The 16,808-nt window shown below is 64.8% G+C and carries 19 protein-coding genes and 2 tRNA genes; 15 read left to right on the top strand and 6 right to left on the bottom strand.

The annotated features are described in order from the left end of the window. Window positions 1-15 precede the first annotated feature (15 nt). Window positions 16-333: a hypothetical protein gene (locus ABFX56_RS07585; RefSeq protein WP_346232644.1), complete on the top strand. Its 318-nt coding sequence runs from the start codon at window positions 16-18 to the stop codon at window positions 331-333. Here ABFX56_RS07585 and ABFX56_RS07580 read toward each other — a convergent pair. Further along, window positions 330-617, bottom strand: coding sequence for a GNAT family N-acetyltransferase (locus tag ABFX56_RS07580; protein ID WP_346232643.1), 288 nt, complete (start codon window positions 615-617; stop codon window positions 330-332). The two genes, ABFX56_RS07585 and ABFX56_RS07580, sit on opposite strands and share 4 nt — an antisense overlap. Before the next feature lie 76 nt (window positions 618-693). Between ABFX56_RS07580 and ABFX56_RS07575 the strand changes: the two genes are divergently transcribed. From ABFX56_RS07575 to ABFX56_RS07565, 3 genes are read left to right on the top strand one after another with little or no spacing between them, the layout of a single operon-like run. After that, a complete protein-coding gene (locus ABFX56_RS07575; protein WP_346232642.1) occupies window positions 694-1,569 on the top strand; it encodes a DNA-methyltransferase in 876 nt (291 codons plus the stop codon). Window positions 1,570-1,614: 45 nt separating this feature from the next. Continuing rightward, a complete protein-coding gene (locus ABFX56_RS07570; protein WP_346232641.1) occupies window positions 1,615-1,980 on the top strand; it encodes a Fe-S oxidoreductase in 366 nt (121 codons plus the stop codon). A gap of 25 nt (window positions 1,981-2,005) precedes the next feature. Further along, window positions 2,006-2,779 carry a M15 family metallopeptidase gene (locus tag ABFX56_RS07565; protein WP_346232640.1) on the top strand — a complete coding sequence of 258 codons (774 nt, stop codon included), beginning with the start codon at window positions 2,006-2,008 and terminating at the stop codon, window positions 2,777-2,779. 158 nt (window positions 2,780-2,937) lie between these two features. Here the strand turns inward: ABFX56_RS07565 and pgm are convergent, their stop codons facing one another. Further along, a complete protein-coding gene (gene pgm / locus ABFX56_RS07560) occupies window positions 2,938-4,554 on the bottom strand; it encodes a phosphoglucomutase (alpha-D-glucose-1,6-bisphosphate-dependent) (protein WP_346232639.1) in 1,617 nt (538 codons plus the stop codon). Window positions 4,555-4,602: 48 nt separating this feature from the next. Between pgm and pheA the strand changes: the two genes are divergently transcribed. After that, complete coding sequence (gene pheA / locus ABFX56_RS07555; RefSeq protein WP_346232638.1) at window positions 4,603-5,577, top strand: prephenate dehydratase; 975 nt, start codon at window positions 4,603-4,605, stop codon at window positions 5,575-5,577. Then, window positions 5,570-6,064 carry a hypothetical protein gene (locus ABFX56_RS07550; protein ID WP_346232637.1) on the top strand — a complete coding sequence of 165 codons (495 nt, stop codon included), beginning with the start codon at window positions 5,570-5,572 and terminating at the stop codon, window positions 6,062-6,064. Before pheA ends, ABFX56_RS07550 begins: the two co-directional genes overlap by 8 nt. A gap of 12 nt (window positions 6,065-6,076) precedes the next feature. On the opposite strand, the gene ABFX56_RS07545 is transcribed toward ABFX56_RS07550, so the two are convergent. After that, window positions 6,077-7,057, bottom strand: coding sequence for a diacylglycerol/lipid kinase family protein (locus ABFX56_RS07545; RefSeq protein ID WP_346232636.1), 981 nt, complete (start codon window positions 7,055-7,057; stop codon window positions 6,077-6,079). Between the two features lie 73 nt (window positions 7,058-7,130). Here ABFX56_RS07545 and serS point away from each other — a divergent pair, with 73 nt between their 5' ends. The 6 genes from serS to ABFX56_RS07515 all read left to right on the top strand — a co-directional run bounded on the left by serS (window position 7,131) and on the right by ABFX56_RS07515 (window position 11,947). Then, the gene (gene serS, locus ABFX56_RS07540; protein ID WP_346232635.1) at window positions 7,131-8,402 is read left to right on the top strand and encodes a serine--tRNA ligase; all 1,272 of its coding nucleotides are present in this window, start codon (window positions 7,131-7,133) and stop codon (window positions 8,400-8,402) included. Further along, complete coding sequence (locus ABFX56_RS07535; protein WP_346232634.1) at window positions 8,399-9,256, top strand: HAD family hydrolase; 858 nt, start codon at window positions 8,399-8,401, stop codon at window positions 9,254-9,256. The genes serS and ABFX56_RS07535 overlap by 4 nt, the downstream gene beginning before the upstream one ends. A gap of 80 nt (window positions 9,257-9,336) precedes the next feature. Further along, window positions 9,337-9,421 (top strand) — tRNA-Ser (locus ABFX56_RS07530). 46 nt (window positions 9,422-9,467) lie between these two features. Next, window positions 9,468-10,754 carry an LCP family protein gene (locus ABFX56_RS07525; RefSeq protein ID WP_346232633.1) on the top strand — a complete coding sequence of 429 codons (1,287 nt, stop codon included), beginning with the start codon at window positions 9,468-9,470 and terminating at the stop codon, window positions 10,752-10,754. A 6-nt stretch (window positions 10,755-10,760) separates the two neighbouring features. After that, a complete protein-coding gene (locus ABFX56_RS07520; RefSeq protein WP_346232632.1) occupies window positions 10,761-11,873 on the top strand; it encodes an acyltransferase family protein in 1,113 nt (370 codons plus the stop codon). Further along, a tRNA-Ser gene (locus ABFX56_RS07515) sits at window positions 11,859-11,947 on the top strand. The genes ABFX56_RS07520 and ABFX56_RS07515 overlap by 15 nt, the downstream gene beginning before the upstream one ends. Window positions 11,948-11,963: 16 nt before the next feature. On the opposite strand, the gene ABFX56_RS07510 is transcribed toward ABFX56_RS07515, so the two are convergent. Both ABFX56_RS07510 and ABFX56_RS07505 read right to left on the bottom strand, forming a co-directional pair. After that, entirely contained in the window at window positions 11,964-13,109 is a 1,146-nt protein-coding gene (locus tag ABFX56_RS07510; protein ID WP_346232631.1) for a tyrosine-type recombinase/integrase, read from the bottom strand. Continuing rightward, entirely contained in the window at window positions 13,106-13,303 is a 198-nt protein-coding gene (locus tag ABFX56_RS07505; protein ID WP_346232630.1) for a helix-turn-helix domain-containing protein, read from the bottom strand. The genes ABFX56_RS07510 and ABFX56_RS07505 overlap by 4 nt, the downstream gene beginning before the upstream one ends. Before the next feature lie 108 nt (window positions 13,304-13,411). Here ABFX56_RS07505 and ABFX56_RS07500 point away from each other — a divergent pair, with 108 nt between their 5' ends. The 3 genes from ABFX56_RS07500 to ABFX56_RS16290 all read left to right on the top strand — a co-directional run bounded on the left by ABFX56_RS07500 (window position 13,412) and on the right by ABFX56_RS16290 (window position 15,816). Further along, complete coding sequence (locus tag ABFX56_RS07500; protein WP_346232629.1) at window positions 13,412-14,119, top strand: hypothetical protein; 708 nt, start codon at window positions 13,412-13,414, stop codon at window positions 14,117-14,119. A 401-nt stretch (window positions 14,120-14,520) separates the two neighbouring features. Then, window positions 14,521-15,345: a hypothetical protein gene (locus ABFX56_RS07495; protein ID WP_346232628.1), complete on the top strand. Its 825-nt coding sequence runs from the start codon at window positions 14,521-14,523 to the stop codon at window positions 15,343-15,345. A 162-nt stretch (window positions 15,346-15,507) separates the two neighbouring features. Next, the gene (locus ABFX56_RS16290) at window positions 15,508-15,816 is read left to right on the top strand and encodes a recombinase family protein (protein ID WP_428834410.1); all 309 of its coding nucleotides are present in this window, start codon (window positions 15,508-15,510) and stop codon (window positions 15,814-15,816) included. 4 nt (window positions 15,817-15,820) lie between these two features. Here ABFX56_RS16290 and ABFX56_RS07490 read toward each other — a convergent pair whose 3' ends face one another. After that, window positions 15,821-16,744: a hypothetical protein gene (locus tag ABFX56_RS07490; RefSeq protein ID WP_346232627.1), complete on the bottom strand. Its 924-nt coding sequence runs from the start codon at window positions 16,742-16,744 to the stop codon at window positions 15,821-15,823. Window positions 16,745-16,808 lie beyond the last annotated feature (64 nt).

The following is a 16,808-nucleotide window of genomic DNA, read 5'->3' as shown; positions in this document are numbered from 1 at the left end:
GCCTAAGCTGTACGGATGACTTGGTGGATTTTCGGCGCGATCGTCGTCGTTGTCGTTGCGCTCGGTTATCTCGGGCAGCGATTGCGGTTGATCGACCTGTCCAACAAAAACAGGAGTTCCGGCCGCGGCAGTGGCATCCTGGCCATCGGTGACGAGGTCTTCGCGCCCAGGCGCCACGAGGCGGCCATTGAACTCGACCGCCAGACACTGCTCCCGGCTCCAGCACCCCTGGCCGGAGACGGCGACAAGGGCATCTACCGCGGACAGGTTGTGATCACCCTCGCCCCCGAGGCACGCCCGCCGCGGCGGGAGGACCGCACGGACCCGCGCTAAGCCTTCCGCTCCAAATCCCGTTCATCCGGATTGCGCTCCAGCCACTCGGTCACGAAGGGGCATGCGGCAACGACGCTCAGACCGCCCTTGCTCCGGATGTCGTCGAACACCGCGCCCACCATAGCGTCAGCGATACCCTGCCCACGACGGTCCGGGTCCACCTCGGTGTGGGTGAGGTAGACGGCGTCGCCCCGGCGCCGATAGCCGGTGACCCCCACCTCCTCACCATCCTGCAGAAAGACGTACTGGTTCTTCTCGGTTTGCTCGATCAGTTCGGTAGCCATGACGCCAGGCTACGAGGGGTGTGGGTTTTGCGCCTGTCTCGTCTGATAGGCACCGGGGCAATGGGAGAATGAGCGCATGCCAATCGAGTGGTCGCCGACCGGCCCGAACCGGGTCATCGCCGGCGACAACCTCGAGGCGGTTGCGGGCCTGCCCGACGGGGCGTTCACGCTGATCTACCTGGATCCGCCGTTCAACACCGGGCGCAGCCAGGCGCGACGCTCCAGCACCGCCGTACGGTCGGCATCCGGTTCCGTGGTCGGTTTCAAGGGGCAACGGTACGAGCGCATCCGCGGAGAGCTGATGCAGTACGACGACCAGTTCGAGGACTACTGGGGCTTCTTGGAGCCCCGACTGGCCCAGGCGTGGCGGCTGCTCGCCGACGACGGCACCCTTTATCTGCACCTCGACTTCCGCGAAGCCCACTACGCGAAGGTGCTGTTGGATGCCTTGTTCGGCCGGGAATGCTTTCTCAACGAAATCATCTGGTCGTACGACTACGGGGCGAAGTCCAAGAGCCGGTGGCCCGCGAAGCACGACACGATCCTGGTATACGTGAAGAACCCGAATCGGTTCTATTTCGACTCCGAAGCGGTCGATCGGGAACCCTACATGGCGCCGGGACTGGTCACCCCCGAGAAGGCGGCTCGCGGCAAGTTGCCGACCGATGTCTGGTGGCACACGATCGTCTCACCGACGGGCAAGGAGAAGACCGGCTACCCGACTCAGAAGCCGGAGGGCGTCCTTCGCCGCATCGTGCAGGCCTCCAGCCGCGAGGGTGACTGGGTACTGGACTTCTTCGCCGGCAGCGGCACCACCGGGGCGGTTGCCGCCGCCCTGGGACGACGTTTCCTGCTGGTCGACGAGAGCCTGGAGGCGATCGCCGTGATCCGTAAGCGCCTGGCCGCATTGCCGGTCGAGTTTGAGCTCAGTGCGGTGGCGCCGGCTGCCTGAGCCGAACTGTGCCGAAGTGACGGCCGACTCCGGCAGGATGGAGCTATGCGTACCCTCTCCCGCTTCTTCCTCGACTCGCCGATCAGCAGGACCGGATACCGGTACGCCACGGCCGTCGGCTTCGTCTGGGGATTTGTCTGCAGCACCGGGCACATCGAGCGCCAGAACGGCCTGATTGTCTTTCGCGGCATGCCGAAGTGGGCGTTCGGGCGCGGCGGCGCGTGCGTCGGCGCGTGCTACCTCACAGCGCACAACGTCACCGACGATGTGATGGAGCACGAAGCCGTACACGTCACCCAGTGGAAACGGTATGGGTTGCTGTTTCCGGTGCTGTACTTCCTCGCCGGGCGTAACCCGCTGAAGAACCGCTTTGAAATCGAGGCGGGGCTGGAAAAGGGCGGCTACCGCTGACCTGCGCCGGTCTACGCTCGAACCTGTGCTCATTCAGCGACGGCGTCGGATCCCCTGGCCGCTGCTGGCCGCAGCCGTAGCGCTGACACTCGTCTCGTGCGCGACAGTGCGGGAGCCGCAGCCGGAGCCGGCTAGCAGCACGCCCGCATCCAGTGCTCGCCCCATCCCCACTGCCACCCCGAGTCCCGCATTCGACCTGAGCCGGTTCTCCATCGACGACCCGGCGAGCATCTGGGTCGTGGTGAACAAACTGCGGCCGTTGCAGCCGGCCGACTACCAGCCGAGCTTGGTGCCGGCCGCGGTGAGGCACGTGTACGCGCCGTTGATGCGACCGGAAGCCGCCGCGGCACTCGAGCGGATGTTCCAGGCCGGCGCGGCGGAAGGCGCCGGTGAAATGCAAGTGCAGAACTCCTATCGGTCCTACGCCACCCAGGTGGCGGTGCATAACCGACAAGTGGCGCAGTACGGTACGGCCGCCGCGGATGCGCAGAGCGCCAGACCCGGCTACAGCGAGCATCAGACCGGGTATGCGCTCGACATTGCCACCGTGCCCAACGTGTGCGCCGTCCAGGAGTGCTTCGGGGCCACGCCACAGGGGCGGTGGCTGGCGGCCAACGCGTACCGTTTCGGGTTCATTTTGCGCTACCCCCAGGGCAAGCAGGCGGTCACCGGGTACATTTTCGAGCCGTGGCACTTCCGCTACGTCGGCGTGGAGCTCGCGACCGAGATGCATCGCACCGGCGTCACCACCCTGGAGGAGTTCTTCGACTTGCCGCCGGCACCCGATTACGCCCCCTGATCTAGCCGCGCCGGGCAAGAAGCATCGATTTTCGAGCTCAAACAATCACGATCTCGGACGGCCGAAAAGCGTGGCCATCCGAGATCGCCATAACTCGCGAGAAAATCGATGCTCCTTGCCCGACGCTCTGCCGTTCCCCGCTCCGGTCGACCACCGCGTCAGGCCAGGGCGGCATCGACTATGCGCTTCGCCTCGGACTGCACCTGCTTCAGGTGACCGGCGCCAGCGAAGGACTCCGCGTAGATCTTGTACACGTCCTCAGTGCCGCTCGGCCGCGCCGCGAACCAGGCACGGTCGGTCACGACCTTGAGCCCGCCCACCGCGGCGCCGTTGCCGGGCGCCTGCGTGAGCTTGGCGGTGATGCGGTCCCCTGCGAGTTCGGTGGCGGTCACATCGGAGCCGCTCAGCTTGCCGAGCGCCGCCTTCTGCGCCGTGGTGGCCACGGCATCCACCCGCTGGTACGCCGGCTCGCCGAACCGCTCCGTCAATTCGGTATAGAGCTGCGACGGCGTCTTCCCCGTGACCGCCAGGATCTCGCTGGCCAGCAGCGCGAGCAGGATGCCATCTTTGTCGGTGGTCCACGCGGTGCCGTCTTTGCGCAAGAAACTCGCGCCCGCGCTCTCCTCGCCGCCGAAACCAACAGAGCCGTCAATGAGACCTGGCACGAACCATTTGAAGCCGACCGGCACCTCCCACAGCCTCCTGCCCAGCGCCGCAGCCACCCGGTCGATCATGCCGGAGGAGACGAGCGTCTTGCCCACCGCGGCATCCGTGCGCCAGCCCGGTCGGTGGGTGAACAAGTACTGCACGGCCACCGCGAGGAAATGGTTCGGGTTCATCAGGCCGCCATCCGGGGTGACGATGCCGTGCCGGTCGGCGTCGGCGTCGTTGCCGGTGAGGATGTCGAAATCTGCCCGGTGGGTGAGCACGGAGGCCATCGCGGACGGTGACGACGGATCCATCCGGATCTTCCCGTCCCAGTCCAGCGTCATGAAGCTCCAGGTTGGGTCCACCTTCGGGTTCACCACGGTCAGGTCGAGGCCGTAGCGGTCGGCGATCGTGCTCCAATAGTTCACGCTGGCGCCGCCGAGCGGGTCGGCTCCGATGTGTAGGCCGGCGTTCTTGATTGCGGCCATGTCGATGATGTTTTCCAGGTCCGCCACATAGTGGCCGCAGAAGTCGTACCGCTCGATGGGCCCCGGGGTCGCTCGCGCCACCTCGCGGTTACCGCCTTCAAGCAGTTTGTTGGCCCGCTGGGCGATCCATGCAGTGGCGTCGCTGTCGGCCGGTCCGCCGTGTGGCGGGTTGTACTTGAATCCGCCATCGCGGGGCGGATTGTGGCTCGGTGTGATCACGATGCCGTCCGCCCGCCCGCCAGCCTGGCCGCGGTTGTGCGTGAGGATGGCGTGTGACAACGCCGGCGTCGGCACGTACTCGCCCGGCTCGGCAGCAAGCACCCGCACTCCCGCCGCCGCCAGCACCTCGAGCGCCGTAGTTTCCGCCGGGCGGCTGAGCGCGTGAGTGTCGCAGCCGATGAAGAGCGGCCCGGTGGTGCCCTGGTTCGTCCGGTATTCCACGATGGCCTGCGTGATAGCGGCGATGTGGTCTTCGTTGAACGCCGCGTCCAGCGAGGAGCCGCGGTGACCGGAGGTACCGAACGCCACCCGCTGCGCCGGCACCGACGCATCCGGTTTCACCCGGTAGTACGCCTCGATCACATCGGTGGTGTTGATCAGGTCGCGGATTGTGGCCGGTGTTCCTGCGCGCTCGTTCATCGTCCCATCCTGCCACCGCGCGATTTGGGCGTGCCCTAAAGTTAGGGCATGCCCGACTCGGATGCGCAGGAGACCTACAGCTACCTCGGACCCGCCGGCACGTTCACCGAAGCTGCGCTCGCTCAGGTGCCCGAAGCGGTGGGTCGACCATGGCGGTCGGTCAACAACGTGGGTGAAGCGCTGGACGACGTGGTCACCGGTCGCAGCGTCGCCGCGATGATCGCGATCGAGAACTCGATCGAAGGCGGCGTGAGCACCACCCAGGATGCGCTGGCCACCATCCCGAACCTGCGCATCATCGGCGAGTATCTAGTACCGGTGAACTTCGTGCTGGTCGCCCTGCCCGGCAAGACGCTCGCCGACGTGCGGATCGTCAATGCGCATCCGGTCGCCTATGCGCAATGCCACCGCTGGCTCGACGCGAATCTGCCGAGCCACGGGCACATTCCGGCTGCCTCGAACGTCGCCGCCGCCGCGAGCTTGCTCGATCCTTCCGGTGGCGGGCTGGCGGATGCGGCGATCGCGCCGCCCGGGATCACGGAGCACCACGACCTCACGATTGTTGCGGAGAACATCGGCGACAATCCGAACGCGCTGACCCGGTTCGTGCTGGTCAGCCGCACCGTTCCGGTGCGGCCGGCCACGGGGGCGGACAAGACGAGCGTCATCGTCGAGTTGCCCGACGACCGTGCCGGCGCGCTGCTCACGATGCTGGAGCAGTTCGCCACCCGCGGGGTGAACCTCAGCCTCATCGAATCGCGGCCGATCGGCGACACCATGGGCCGCTACCGGTTCGTGATCGACCTCGACGGCCACATCCTGGACGAGCGGGTATCGGATGCGCTGCTCGGGCTGAAGCGGTTCAGCCCCAACGTGATCTTCCTCGGCTCCTACCCGCGGGCCGACAAGGTGCGCACCCACGTCAACCACCGGTACGACAACGAGGTGTTCGTCGAGGCGCGCGACTGGCTGCGCGGGCTCATCGCCGGTGAGCTGAACGGAGGTTGGCCTGCCGATGCCTGAACAACAGCGGTTCGATCCGAGGTTCAATCCTGCCTTTCAACGCGGATTCGACGTCTCCGCTGAACAGGCACGTCGGGCCAGTGCGACGCCGTCGCTCACTCCGGAGGACGTGATGTACGGCCGGAGCGCCAGACCGGACTTCACAGCGCCGCCGCCGCCTCCGCCGTCCGCCGACGGAACGCCAGCGGCTGCGATGGACGTCCGCGTCGCCGTGCTGCCACAGGAGCCGCGCGATGATCGTCACAATCCGTTCGTCTGGGCGCTGTGGGTTCTCGGCGTGGTGCTGATCGGCGGCAGCATTGGCGTGATGGCCGGACCGATGCGCATCCTGTTTTCCGGAAACAACAGCGTGGCTTCGGACCCAGGCGCCCTCGCGCTGGCTCAGTTCTTGTACGTCGCCTGCCCGGCACTGATCACCGTGGGACTTGCCACGGTGTCGGGACTGCTGTTCTGGCATGCCGCAGCGTGGAAGGCGCGTCGCCGCTGAGCTGAGTCGGTCTTACACTGGCACCTTCACGGTCAGCGCGCCGGCATCCACGTGAGTGTGCACCGAGACCACCTCGCCGAACTCATCCCCATCGAGCTGGAACGCCTGGGCCGCCTCGACCTCGAGCGTCAGGTCCCGGCAGGTGAAATAGCTGACATCGCGCACGTCCCGGGTCAGGTCGATGATCCGGCGGCCCACCGCAGACTTGCGCAGCACCCCGTTCTCCCACAGCAGCTTGTTCCACACCTTCAGCCAGCCGAACGGGCCGCGCGGCCGCAGCGCCGCCACATCCAGGATGCCGTCGTCTGGCTTGGCGTCGGGCATGAGCAGGATGCCGCCGGGCAGCGACCCGCAATTGCCGATAATCACCGTGTGGGCGGTCAGCGGCCGCTGGGGACCGTCGTCGAGCCGGTAGCTCAGACGCACCGGCTCCAATTCGGGAATCGCACGAACGCTGGCATCTACGTACGCGAGCCAACCGACCGCCTTCTTGAGCTTGGAGTTCGTGAGCGCGATCATCTTGGCGTCGATGCCCAGGCCGGCCATGACGACGAACACGTGTTCCTCATGCTCGCCGTCCGCCCGCGCCAGTTCCACCACCCCGAGGTCGATCGTGCGGTCGGCACCGGTGAACGCGTTGCCGACCGAGGAGTCCAGGTCGTTCAGTACGAGACCCAGGTTCCTGGCCAGTAAATTGCCGGTCCCCGAGGGCAGCAGTGTGAGCGGGATCCGGCTGCCGCGCAGCCCCTGGGCCACGCCCCGAACGGTTCCGTCGCCGCCGGCGACGAGCACGACATCCGCACCCTGTCGCACGGCCAGCTTCGCGGCCGCTTCGCCGGTGTCTTCGGTTGTTGTCGCGAACCACAGCGTCGTCCCCCACCCGGCGCGCTGTTCCGCAGTCAGCACCGCGGCCTCGAGCTTGGGCAGGTCCACCTTGATCGGGTTGTAGACGACGGCCGCGATCTGTCGAGCGGGTGCGGAGGGGGCGGCCACGACCTCCACGGTACGGCATCGCGGCGCATCTGGCTCGGGTAATCCTCGGAATTCGCCCGAATAGACTGGAGCGGTGATCGACCCCCAACTGCTCCGTGAGGATCCGGAGAGAATCAGGAAGTCTCAGGCGGCGCGCGGCGACCGTGTCGACCTTGTCGACGCCGCTCTCGACGCCGACGTGCGTCGTCGGGCGGCCATTGTGGCATCCGAGGACCTGCGCGCCCAGCAGAAGGCGCTCGGCAAGCAGGTCGCGTCGGCCAGCGGCGAGCAGAAAGTCCAGTTGCTCGCCCAGGCCCACGAGCTTGCGGCATCCGTGAAGGCATTCGCCCAGAGCGCGACGGATGCGGAGACCGAGTTCACGACAATTGCCATGGACATCGCGAACCCGATCATCGACGGTGTTCCTTCCGGTGGCGAGGAGAACTTCGTCACGCTACGCGAAGTGGGCGCGAAGGCGCGATTCGACTTCGAGCCGCGCGACCACGTCGAGCTGGGCGAGATGCTCGGGGCCATCGACATCGCCCGCGGCGTCAAAGTTTCCGGTTCCCGCTTCTACTTCCTGCGCGGCATCGGGGCGCGTCTGGAACTCGCTTTGATGAGCCTCGCGCTCGACCATGCCCTCGCGGCCGGTTTCGTTCCGCTGATCACCCCGACCCTGGTGCGGCCGGAGATCATGCGCGGCACCGGATTCCTCGGCGAGCATTCCGATGAGATCTACTATCTGCCCGCCGACGACCTCTATCTCACCGGCACGAGCGAGGTCGCGCTCGCGGGGTACCACAGCGACGAGATCCTCAACCTGAACGACGGACCGTTACGCTACGCCGGCTGGTCCACCTGTTACCGACGCGAAGCGGGGGCTGCCGGCAAAGACAACCGGGGCATCCTGCGCGTGCACCAGTTCAACAAACTGGAGATGTTCTGTTACGTGCGCCCCGAGGATGCCGAGAGCGAGCACGAGCGCCTGGTCGGATATCAAGAGGCGATGCTTCAGGCCTGCGAACTCAGCTATCGGGTGATCGACGTAGCCGCCGGCGATCTGGGCTCCAGCGCGGCCCGGAAGTTCGATATCGAGGCGTGGATTCCCACTCAGGGCACGTTCCGGGAGCTGAGCAGCACGAGCAACTGCACGACCTATCAGTCACGACGTCTCAACATCCGTTTTCGCACCGATTCCGGGAAAACAGCGCCGGTGGCTACGCTCAACGGCACCCTGGCCACGACGCGCTGGCTCGTTGCGATTCTGGAGACCCATCAGCGTGAGGACGGTTCGGTGACCGTGCCCGAAGCGCTCCGGCCTTACCTCGGCGGCATCGAATTGATCGAGCCCGTGACGGTTCGATGAGCCGACAGAACGATGTCGCCTCGTCGCGCTCCCAGGTTGAGACGGTTCGCGACCCCTGGCTCATCGCACTCGACGTGGACGGCACCGTGTTGCTGGAGGGCGGAGCGATCCGGCCAACGGTGATCGACCAGGTGCAGCGGATGCGCGACCTCGGCCACGAGGTGATGTTGGCCACCGGCCGCTCCGCCTCGATGACCCTGCCCGTTCTCGACCGGCTGGGCATCACGCCGCAATACCTGGTGTGTTCCAACGGCTCGATCACCCTGCGGCGCAACCCGGCCGCTCCGACGGGATACGAGCACGCCCACGTCGAAGCTTTCGATCCGTCCGAAGTACTGACCACGATCAGGGCGGCGCTGGCCGACGCGAGCTTCGCGGTCGAAGATGAGACGGGTTTCTTCCGTTACACGGGATATTTCCCGAACTCCAGTCTTGGGGCGCTGAGCCAGGTCGTCGAGTTCGATGAGTTGCTCGAGCGGCAAGCCACCAGGGTGGTGGTCATTTCCCCCGAACACGCCGTGGAGGAATTTCTCACCATCGTCGAGCGGATGGGCTTGCACAAGGTCAGCTACAACGTCGGATGGACGGCGTGGCTGGACATCGCCCCGGACGGGGTGAACAAGGCGACCGCCCTCGAGCGTGTGCGCAGCTGGCTCGGCATTCCCCGCGCCAGGGTGATGGCCGTTGGTGACGGCCGCAACGACATTGACATGCTGAAGTGGGCCGCGGAGCAGGGCCGCGGCGTGGCGATGGGGCAGGCGCCGGAGGAGGTGCTCGCCGTTTCCAGCGAGCGTACAGGCACGGACATAGATGATGGAGTAGCGACACTTCTCCGGAGAATGCAGGTTTCTTGACCCCAATTCGGGGTCGATCACGAGACAGCGGTAGCCGTCCACGGGTCAAGTCCGATTAGACTTTGGGCTTGAGTTTCTCTGGAGGGCTGTCCGAGCGGCCGATGGAGCCAGTCTTGAAAACTGGTGGGCAGCAATGTCTCGTGGGTTCGAATCCCACGCCCTCCGCTGCGGCGCGCCGCCGCCCGCCAACCGACAGAATCGAGGATAGCCAGTGAGCGAGTTCCGTCCTCGGGCGCGCCGGTCCGCCAGGGTCCCGGGAATCGCGAGGCACGGCCGACTCAGCGCGCGAAACCCCTTCGGTACCGTCCTTAAATTCTTCGCTGCCGCGGTAGCGGTGCTCATGGTCAGCGGCGCCTCGGTTGCCGCGATCACGCTGGCCAAGTTCGACAGCAACATCAAAACGGTGACGCTGGCGAATGAAGTCGATGGCCCTCCTCCGTCGCTCGGCGCCTTCGACGGTGGGTTCAACGTGCTGCTCGTCGGCAGCGACAGCCGCGCCGGTTCCGGTGAAAAGGGTCCGGACAGCGCCTTGAACGACGTGAACATCCTGCTCCACGTGTCCCAGGACCAGACGAACGCCGTCGCCGTCAGCATCCCGCGAGACTTGATCGTTCCGATTCCGTCGTGCCCGAAGGAGAACGGCAAGGGTAACTACGGTGCGATGTCTGCGCAGCCGATCAACTCGTCGCTGAGCTACGGCGGCCTGCCCTGCACGGTGATCACCGTGGAAGCCCTCACCGGGCTTAAGATCCCTTTCGCCGGGCTGATCACCTTCACCGGTGTCACCGATGTGTCCACCGCCATCGGCGGTGTCCCGGTGTGCGTGAGCGGACCGTTCCACGACCACTTCACGAATTTCACTCTGCCGAAGGCCGGCACCTATTCGTTGCAGGGGCACGACGCGTTGATGTTCCTGCGCAGTCGGCACGGTGTGGGCGACGGCAGCGACCTCGGGCGGATCAGTTCACAGCAAGTGTTCCTGTCCTCACTGGTGCGCACGGTCAAGAGCAGTGACACGCTCACCGACTTCACGAAGATGTTCAACATCGCCACCGTCGTCAGCCAGTCGATGACGCTGTCAAACAGTCTGAAGAACGTCAACACGATGGTGGCGATGGCGCAGGTGCTCAAGAAATTGCCGCTCGATCGCATCATGTTCGTGCAATATCCGGGTGTCACCGGTGGCACCGGGATTTACGCCAACAAGGTGCAGCCGGACAAATCCGCTGCCAAGGCGCTGTTCGACAAGATCAAAGCCGACGAACCGTTCGCGCTCAAGGCAGGCGACACGGGTCGTGGCTCCGTCGCAGATCCCAACGCCCCAGTGACCCAGCCTCCGGTAGATGCGGCAGCGCCGACTCCGTCGGGTTCATCCACCGCCTCTGACGCGCCTATCGGCCCGAGCGGTACACCGGGAGCCGACGCGGGGTTGGACGTCCTCGCCGGCGTGCAGGGCCAATCGGCGGCGGACTACACCTGCTCGAAGGTTAACAACTAGCCACCGGTGGACAAGCTCACCGAGATAGCGCGGCGGAACAACAACTTCGATGCCCTGCGCATCGCGGCTGCTGCGGCGGTCATCCTGGGCCACGCGAGCGAACTTCGCGGCCACGCTGACGAGATGCCGGTCGTCTTCGGCATCCCGATCACGCAGTTGGCCGTCGGAACGTTCTTTGTGATCAGCGGCTATCTGATCAGCGGAAGTTGGGACCGCAGGCCGCGCCTGTCGCGATATCTCACGAATCGGGTGTTGCGCATCATCCCCGGACTGCTTCTCGTGGTCGTCGTGACCGCCTTCGTACTCGGACCGCTCGTCAGCGCGCTGGACGTCGATCAGTATTTTGCCAGCGGCGGCACGTATTCCTACCTCAGCAATGCTGCCCTCATTCCCAACTACGCGTTGCCGGGGGTGTTCTCCGGCAATCCGTTCCCCGGCGCGGTGAACGGATCGCTCTGGACGCTCCCCGCCGAGTTCGCCTGCTATCTCGTCGTCCCGGTGATCGGCCTGCTGCCGAGGCGGCTGCGAGTTCCGGCGTGGGCTGCATTCGCGCTCGTCTGTGTCGTTATCACGTTGTTCATCCATTTCGAATTCTTTGGCGCGCGCGTCGAGTCCGCCGCGCTCATGTGGGTGTTCTTCGCCGGTGGTGCGCTGGTGCGGCTCGGGATCGTCAGGCGGCGCTTGCGTGCGGATGTCGCGGCAGTCGTCGCCGTCGCCTGGCTTGTCATCGTGTCATTTCGTCCCCAGTGGGGGCTGTATGCGGCGTGGGTCGCGCTGCCGTACTGCCTGCTTGCCTTCGGAGTTCGATCCACCCCTGTCCTGCGGCACGCTTCCCGCTTCGGCGACCTTTCCTATGGTTTGTACGTGTGGGCGTTCCCCGTTCAGCAGAGCATCGTCTATTTCTTCGGCGTCCTGCCGTGGGCCTTGGATGTCGCCATGGTTGCCGTGGTCAGTGCCGCGCTCGCGTACGGGTCATGGCATCTCGTCGAACGCCCGTCGATGGCCTTCGCTCAGCGGCTCCCGTGGTCGCGTGATGCTGCGCCGCCATCGACGGCGCGCTCCGACGAGCCGTCCAGTGACGCTATGATTGCTGACGAGCAACCAGGAGACGTCGCATAGTCCGGCCTAGTGCACCACCCTGCTAAGGTGGAGATCCCTCACGGGATCCGAGGGTTCAAATCCCTCCGTCTCCGCACTTGTTTTTCCTGGTCAGAAGCCATTTTTATCCGTCGCTCTCTGGTCTTCCTTGGTGCCGTTTGCAGTATCAGGAATGGGATGAGGGTCCTGTGAGGGGCCCGATGTCAACTCATTGAGGCGTCGCAGCGCCTCGATCGTCTGCTGTTCGCCCAGGACGTGCGCATAGACCTTGAGCAACGTGCGCGGGTCGTCGCCCAGCCACTCCGCGACCTGATTGACCGGAATGCCCATGCGCAGCCACTGGGAGGCGCAGTAGTGCCGAAGCATGTGCGGGCGCTTGCGCGGGGCGGTAATTGACCACCGCGTGAACCGTCGGTAGAGGTTCATGCGTAACTGTCGGCCCTTCGGGCTCGTGAACAAATACGCCTCGGGGCGCTTCCCGGCTGCTGCCTCGCGGGCGAGCTGCCGTGCCCGGTCGGTGAGCGGCACGGCGCGCTCGCCGTTGGCTGTCTTAGGAGCTTTCTCGTCGTAGCCCTCCGATTGCGCGCGCCGCACCCACACGGCTGGGAATGGCACGTCTTGGAGGTCAGCCACCCGCAACGCCCGGGTCTCGGACCAGCGCAGGCCGGTCAGGGAGGTCCACTCGGTGATCGTCGCGTAGTGTGCCGAAGCCGCGCGCTGCGCCACCAGCGTCGCGGCGAGGCTTTCCGCCGTGAACCACTCGTCGGCGGGCTTCTGACTCGCGCCGGGCGGCAACTCAACGCCGCGCACGGGATGCGCGGCAACGTACTTCTCGCTCATCGCGTAGGTGAACAGGGCGCTGAGCGTGGTGCGGATTCGCGCAACGGTTGAGCGCTCTTTGATCTTGAGCTGGTCGGTGAGGAAGCCGAGCACGTCTGCTTCGCTGACCGAGCCGATGGGTCGCGCCCTGAGCTTCGCGGGGAGGACGGCGAGGTTGTCACGGTCCGTGCGGTGCGAGTGCGCAGACACCTGGGACGTGCGAGCGGCGAGGAACGAGGCGATGACATCGCCGAGCGGTACCTTTCCCTTCTGTGGCGGGAGGAAGGTTCCGAGTTGGATCGCGCGCGTCTGCTCGCGCTCCCAAGTCTCGGCGTCGCCCTTGAGCCGGAACGTCTGTTGAGCTACGACCGCACCGCCGCTCTTGATGCGCGCCTTCCATCGCACCGAGCCGTCCTTGAGGACGCGTTTCTCGATCATCGGCTGGCCAATGACTCGATTGCCGCCACCGGGTAGAGGCGGCGGCTTCCCGTCATGACGGGCTCGACGGGGGAGCGACCCTTCTTCGCCAGCCGCCCGAGCGTGGAGGGATGCACACGCAGCGCGGCTGCCGCTTCTGCTTCCGTGTAGAACAGTCGCTCCTGCTCGACGGGCTCCGTCGTGTGATCACTCATGATCGCCTCCACGTCTACGCATGCTTGTGCTACTACACGCGATTAGATCACGAATCGCGTGTTTGTGCAAGAGCACATGTTCTGGTGATCCTCGGTACACTCGGAGACATGAGTGGTTCGTCGTCGCCGTACGTGCTTCAGGATGCGGACGGCCTGATCCAGCAGGACGACCTGCCGGACGGGTGGCACCTGCCCACACGGTTTCCCGGTGAGCGTAGCGATGACGCCAGCGCGCAGATCGACGCGATCCTCGGGTACGACGATGCGGCTCCTGCTCACGGCAGCGAGTCCGAGGACGCCGAGCAGAACGAGACCGCAGAGGGCCGGTGGCGCTACATCGAGCACGCCGAGAGTCACACACGCGTGTTCATCCGGTTGCAGCGCCAGGCCCTTGCCGTTCCGGAAGAAGTGCGCATCACCGGCGTTGTCTACCTTCCGTGGCGCCCTGGCGACCCGATCACGAGCCGCCTGCTGCGTGAGCTGCCGACCGCGCAGATCGAGGCCGCGATCAACAAGCGTCTCTTCGCCATGAAGCGCGAGCAGACGATCACTGGCGGAAAGATCGTGCTGCCCAGCGGTCGGAAGATCGCCGAGCGCGACCTCCTGAAACCCCTCGGCGGAACCGCCAAGCAGGACCCCGACTTCTACCAGCGCGTCGCCCTCCAGCACGGCCGGCTCACCCAACAGGGCGACAAGAACCCCAGCGCCACGATGGCAGAGATCAATGGTGTCGCTCTCACTACGGCGCAGGGCTGGGTCGCCAAGGCTCGGGGTCGTGGGTTGCTCCCTCCGGGGCGCCGTGGGCGGGCCGGATAGCGGCTTCGCCGTGTGCGGCGGGGCAGTTGAACTCTTGCCCCCGTCTGAGCAAGCACTCACACCTGGAGGCAGAAAACCGCATGAAATCAACGTTCTCCGGGGTGGTGTCAGCATGCGGATACGCTCCGATACGCGCAGAAACGTATTCAGTGCCCCATCGTTTGCCCCATAAGCGGCGCTCCCGAATGGCTTGCCGTAGGGTGATCAGCTTCCTCGCCGTCGGCGCGACCTCACCGGCAACAAGAGAAAGTGAGGGATGGGTAAAGCGATGTTGTGAACGACGAGGCCATAGATGGACCAGACTGCGTTCGCGGCGGCGGTGAACCAGTACATCTCCGGAGATGCCCCCGTTCGTCCATGCTTCGGCGTAGCATCGGCGGCATTCGACGTAGCCTGAACCTGTGGAGATCGATGAGGAGGAGTTCAGACGCATTTCTGCATTCCTTGAAGCGCGGATACAGGAACCTGATCCACAAGAACAAGTGCATGTCGCCCGCGCGCGCCTTGAAGCAGTCGGCGAGCTTCTTGACAGTGTGAAAGTCATCCCCGGAGGGCGGGCGTCCGCCGTTGATCGTTGCTTCCGGGAGACCTTCCTCCCATCGGACATGGTGCGGACGCAACTCCGCCTGGCACAGCACTACATCAGATCTGCCTGCGACGGTCATACCCCGACTCTTACTTCGTTCGTTGTGCTCAGAGTCGCGATCGAGTGCCAGGCGACAGCGCAATGGCTCATCGCGGATGCCTCTCATCGCGTCAGGGTTGAACGATTCCTCAAGCGGATGTGGTGGGACACCCAGAGCGCCGTTGACATGGCGGTCGTTGCGGACGCAAACCCCGATCTCAGAGCAGTGTACGAACTTGAAGAGACGATCCACGAGATCGCTGAGCCCATCAAGGGTCTTGACCCGGAGAAGGTGACGACTTCAAAGAGAGTGGCGCTGAGCAGCATCGTTCAGGAGGCAAGCCGCGCTGTGCGACCGAGCTATCCGACTTTGATGCAATCGTGCTGGATGGCGTGCGCAGGCGTGTCTCACGGAAACGTCCCGATCTCGGCGGGCATCGGGGTCGAGCCGCATTCGGTGCAGAAGCCTTCGGAGCATCCGATCAGTATGAACGTCTACGCGAACTTCCTTGAGATCGCCGTCGCCGATCTGCAAACCACGGTCGAGTTCTTCCAGCGGTACGCAACCGAGGAGCATCAGAACCAGCGCCCCATGACTTGACGACCCTCCGGCCATGATGACGGTGCCGAAAACTATAGGTTCCGGTACTGGTGTGCGGTGGCGATCGCGACCGCACGATTCTGCGGGTGATTCGTCCCGTACTCCCGTACCAGAAGGTTTCAGGTTTCGGAACCATTTCGGAACGGCTGAGGGGACGGACACATGCTCTGGGGCTACATTCGCGTGAGCACGCAGGATCAGTCGCTTGATCTCCGGCGGGATGCAATGGAGCGCGCAGGGGTCTCGAAGGTGTTCTCCGACGAGGGCGTCTCCGGCACCGTCGATCCTGTCGAGCGCGCAGGATTCTCAGCACTACTCGAGCATGCTCGTGAGGGCGATGAAATCGTCGCGTGGCGACTCGATAGGGTCGGTCGAAGCGCGGCCGCAGTTCTCAGCATCGGGAAAGAGCTACGCGCAGATTGCCCGTGCGCTCGGCGTTGGGAAGAGCACCGTGCCACGAGCGCTGAGTGAATAGCTACCCCTGATCGATCGATTCACTGCCCGGATCGCGCGGTTTTCCGCTTGCGAGGCGCAGGATGATCGCTCCAACAACATGCACAGTGAACCAGGCGTCCTCGGTTTCCGCGTCATCAGAGTTGTGTGCGTCCCCGACGTTGCTTCGATCAGCAGACACCCATCTACACGCCTTATCGATCGTCTGGAAAAGTGGAATGTCGTGGGAGGCGATGATCCCTTTCTTTCGGGCGGATGTGGCGAGGTCACCGATCTGATTGCCCTCAGCACCGAGGTGTGACAGTGCTTCTTGCAGCGATGTACCTGCATCGGTGATCGCGTTTGCCCCTTCACCCCGCGCAAGCTGTGAAAGCGCGTCCCGGTAGCTCTTCTCCACACGCTCCCATCCGGGCGAGGCAAGGAGGCGTAGAACCGGCTGGACGACCTCGACGTGAAGCTCACGGGACGCGAACGGCACCATCTCGCCGTTGATGTACTCGAACGCGATCCGATCCTCCGCGAGTACCCGGTTGATCTCACGCACGAGTAGACCGTCGATGGGGATGCGACCGTCTTGGGGAGGCTGACCGGCGCTGAACGCCTGTCGCTGAGCTTCCTCCTCGAACGCACGCGCGTAACCCTCACCGAACGCCTCTAAGACGGAAGGCACCATGTCGTCATCGCATTCCGAGAGGTATCGGAAGAACTGGTCTCTTGTGTCACCGCGAGCGTTTCCGTAGAGGCTGAGTTCGCCGAGGTCTGCAAGAAGAACACGCGTAGCCGCCTCGACGGTTCGGTAGTCATTGCCTCCCGCTCCACTCAGCATCACTAACTGGAGGCGGTTCCTCGTCGCTGTTGAAAATGACTCAGTCCAAAAGGACTCGCCCTGTCTCTCGCGTTCTTCGAGGTTGGCCAGCTCTCGCCTTCGCTTATGGAGAGGAGGCATGGCTACCAATCTGATCGACGAGTGCCGTGAGGGCGTGTAATCCACGGTACCGCGCGCTCCAGTC

It is taken from the genome of Parafrigoribacterium mesophilum, assembly GCF_039652555.1.
GTDB classification, from domain to species: Bacteria; Actinomycetota; Actinomycetes; order Actinomycetales; family Microbacteriaceae; genus Parafrigoribacterium; species Parafrigoribacterium mesophilum.
Note: the sequence above shows the minus strand (reverse complement) of the source record. Positions and strands in the feature narration are given on the sequence as shown.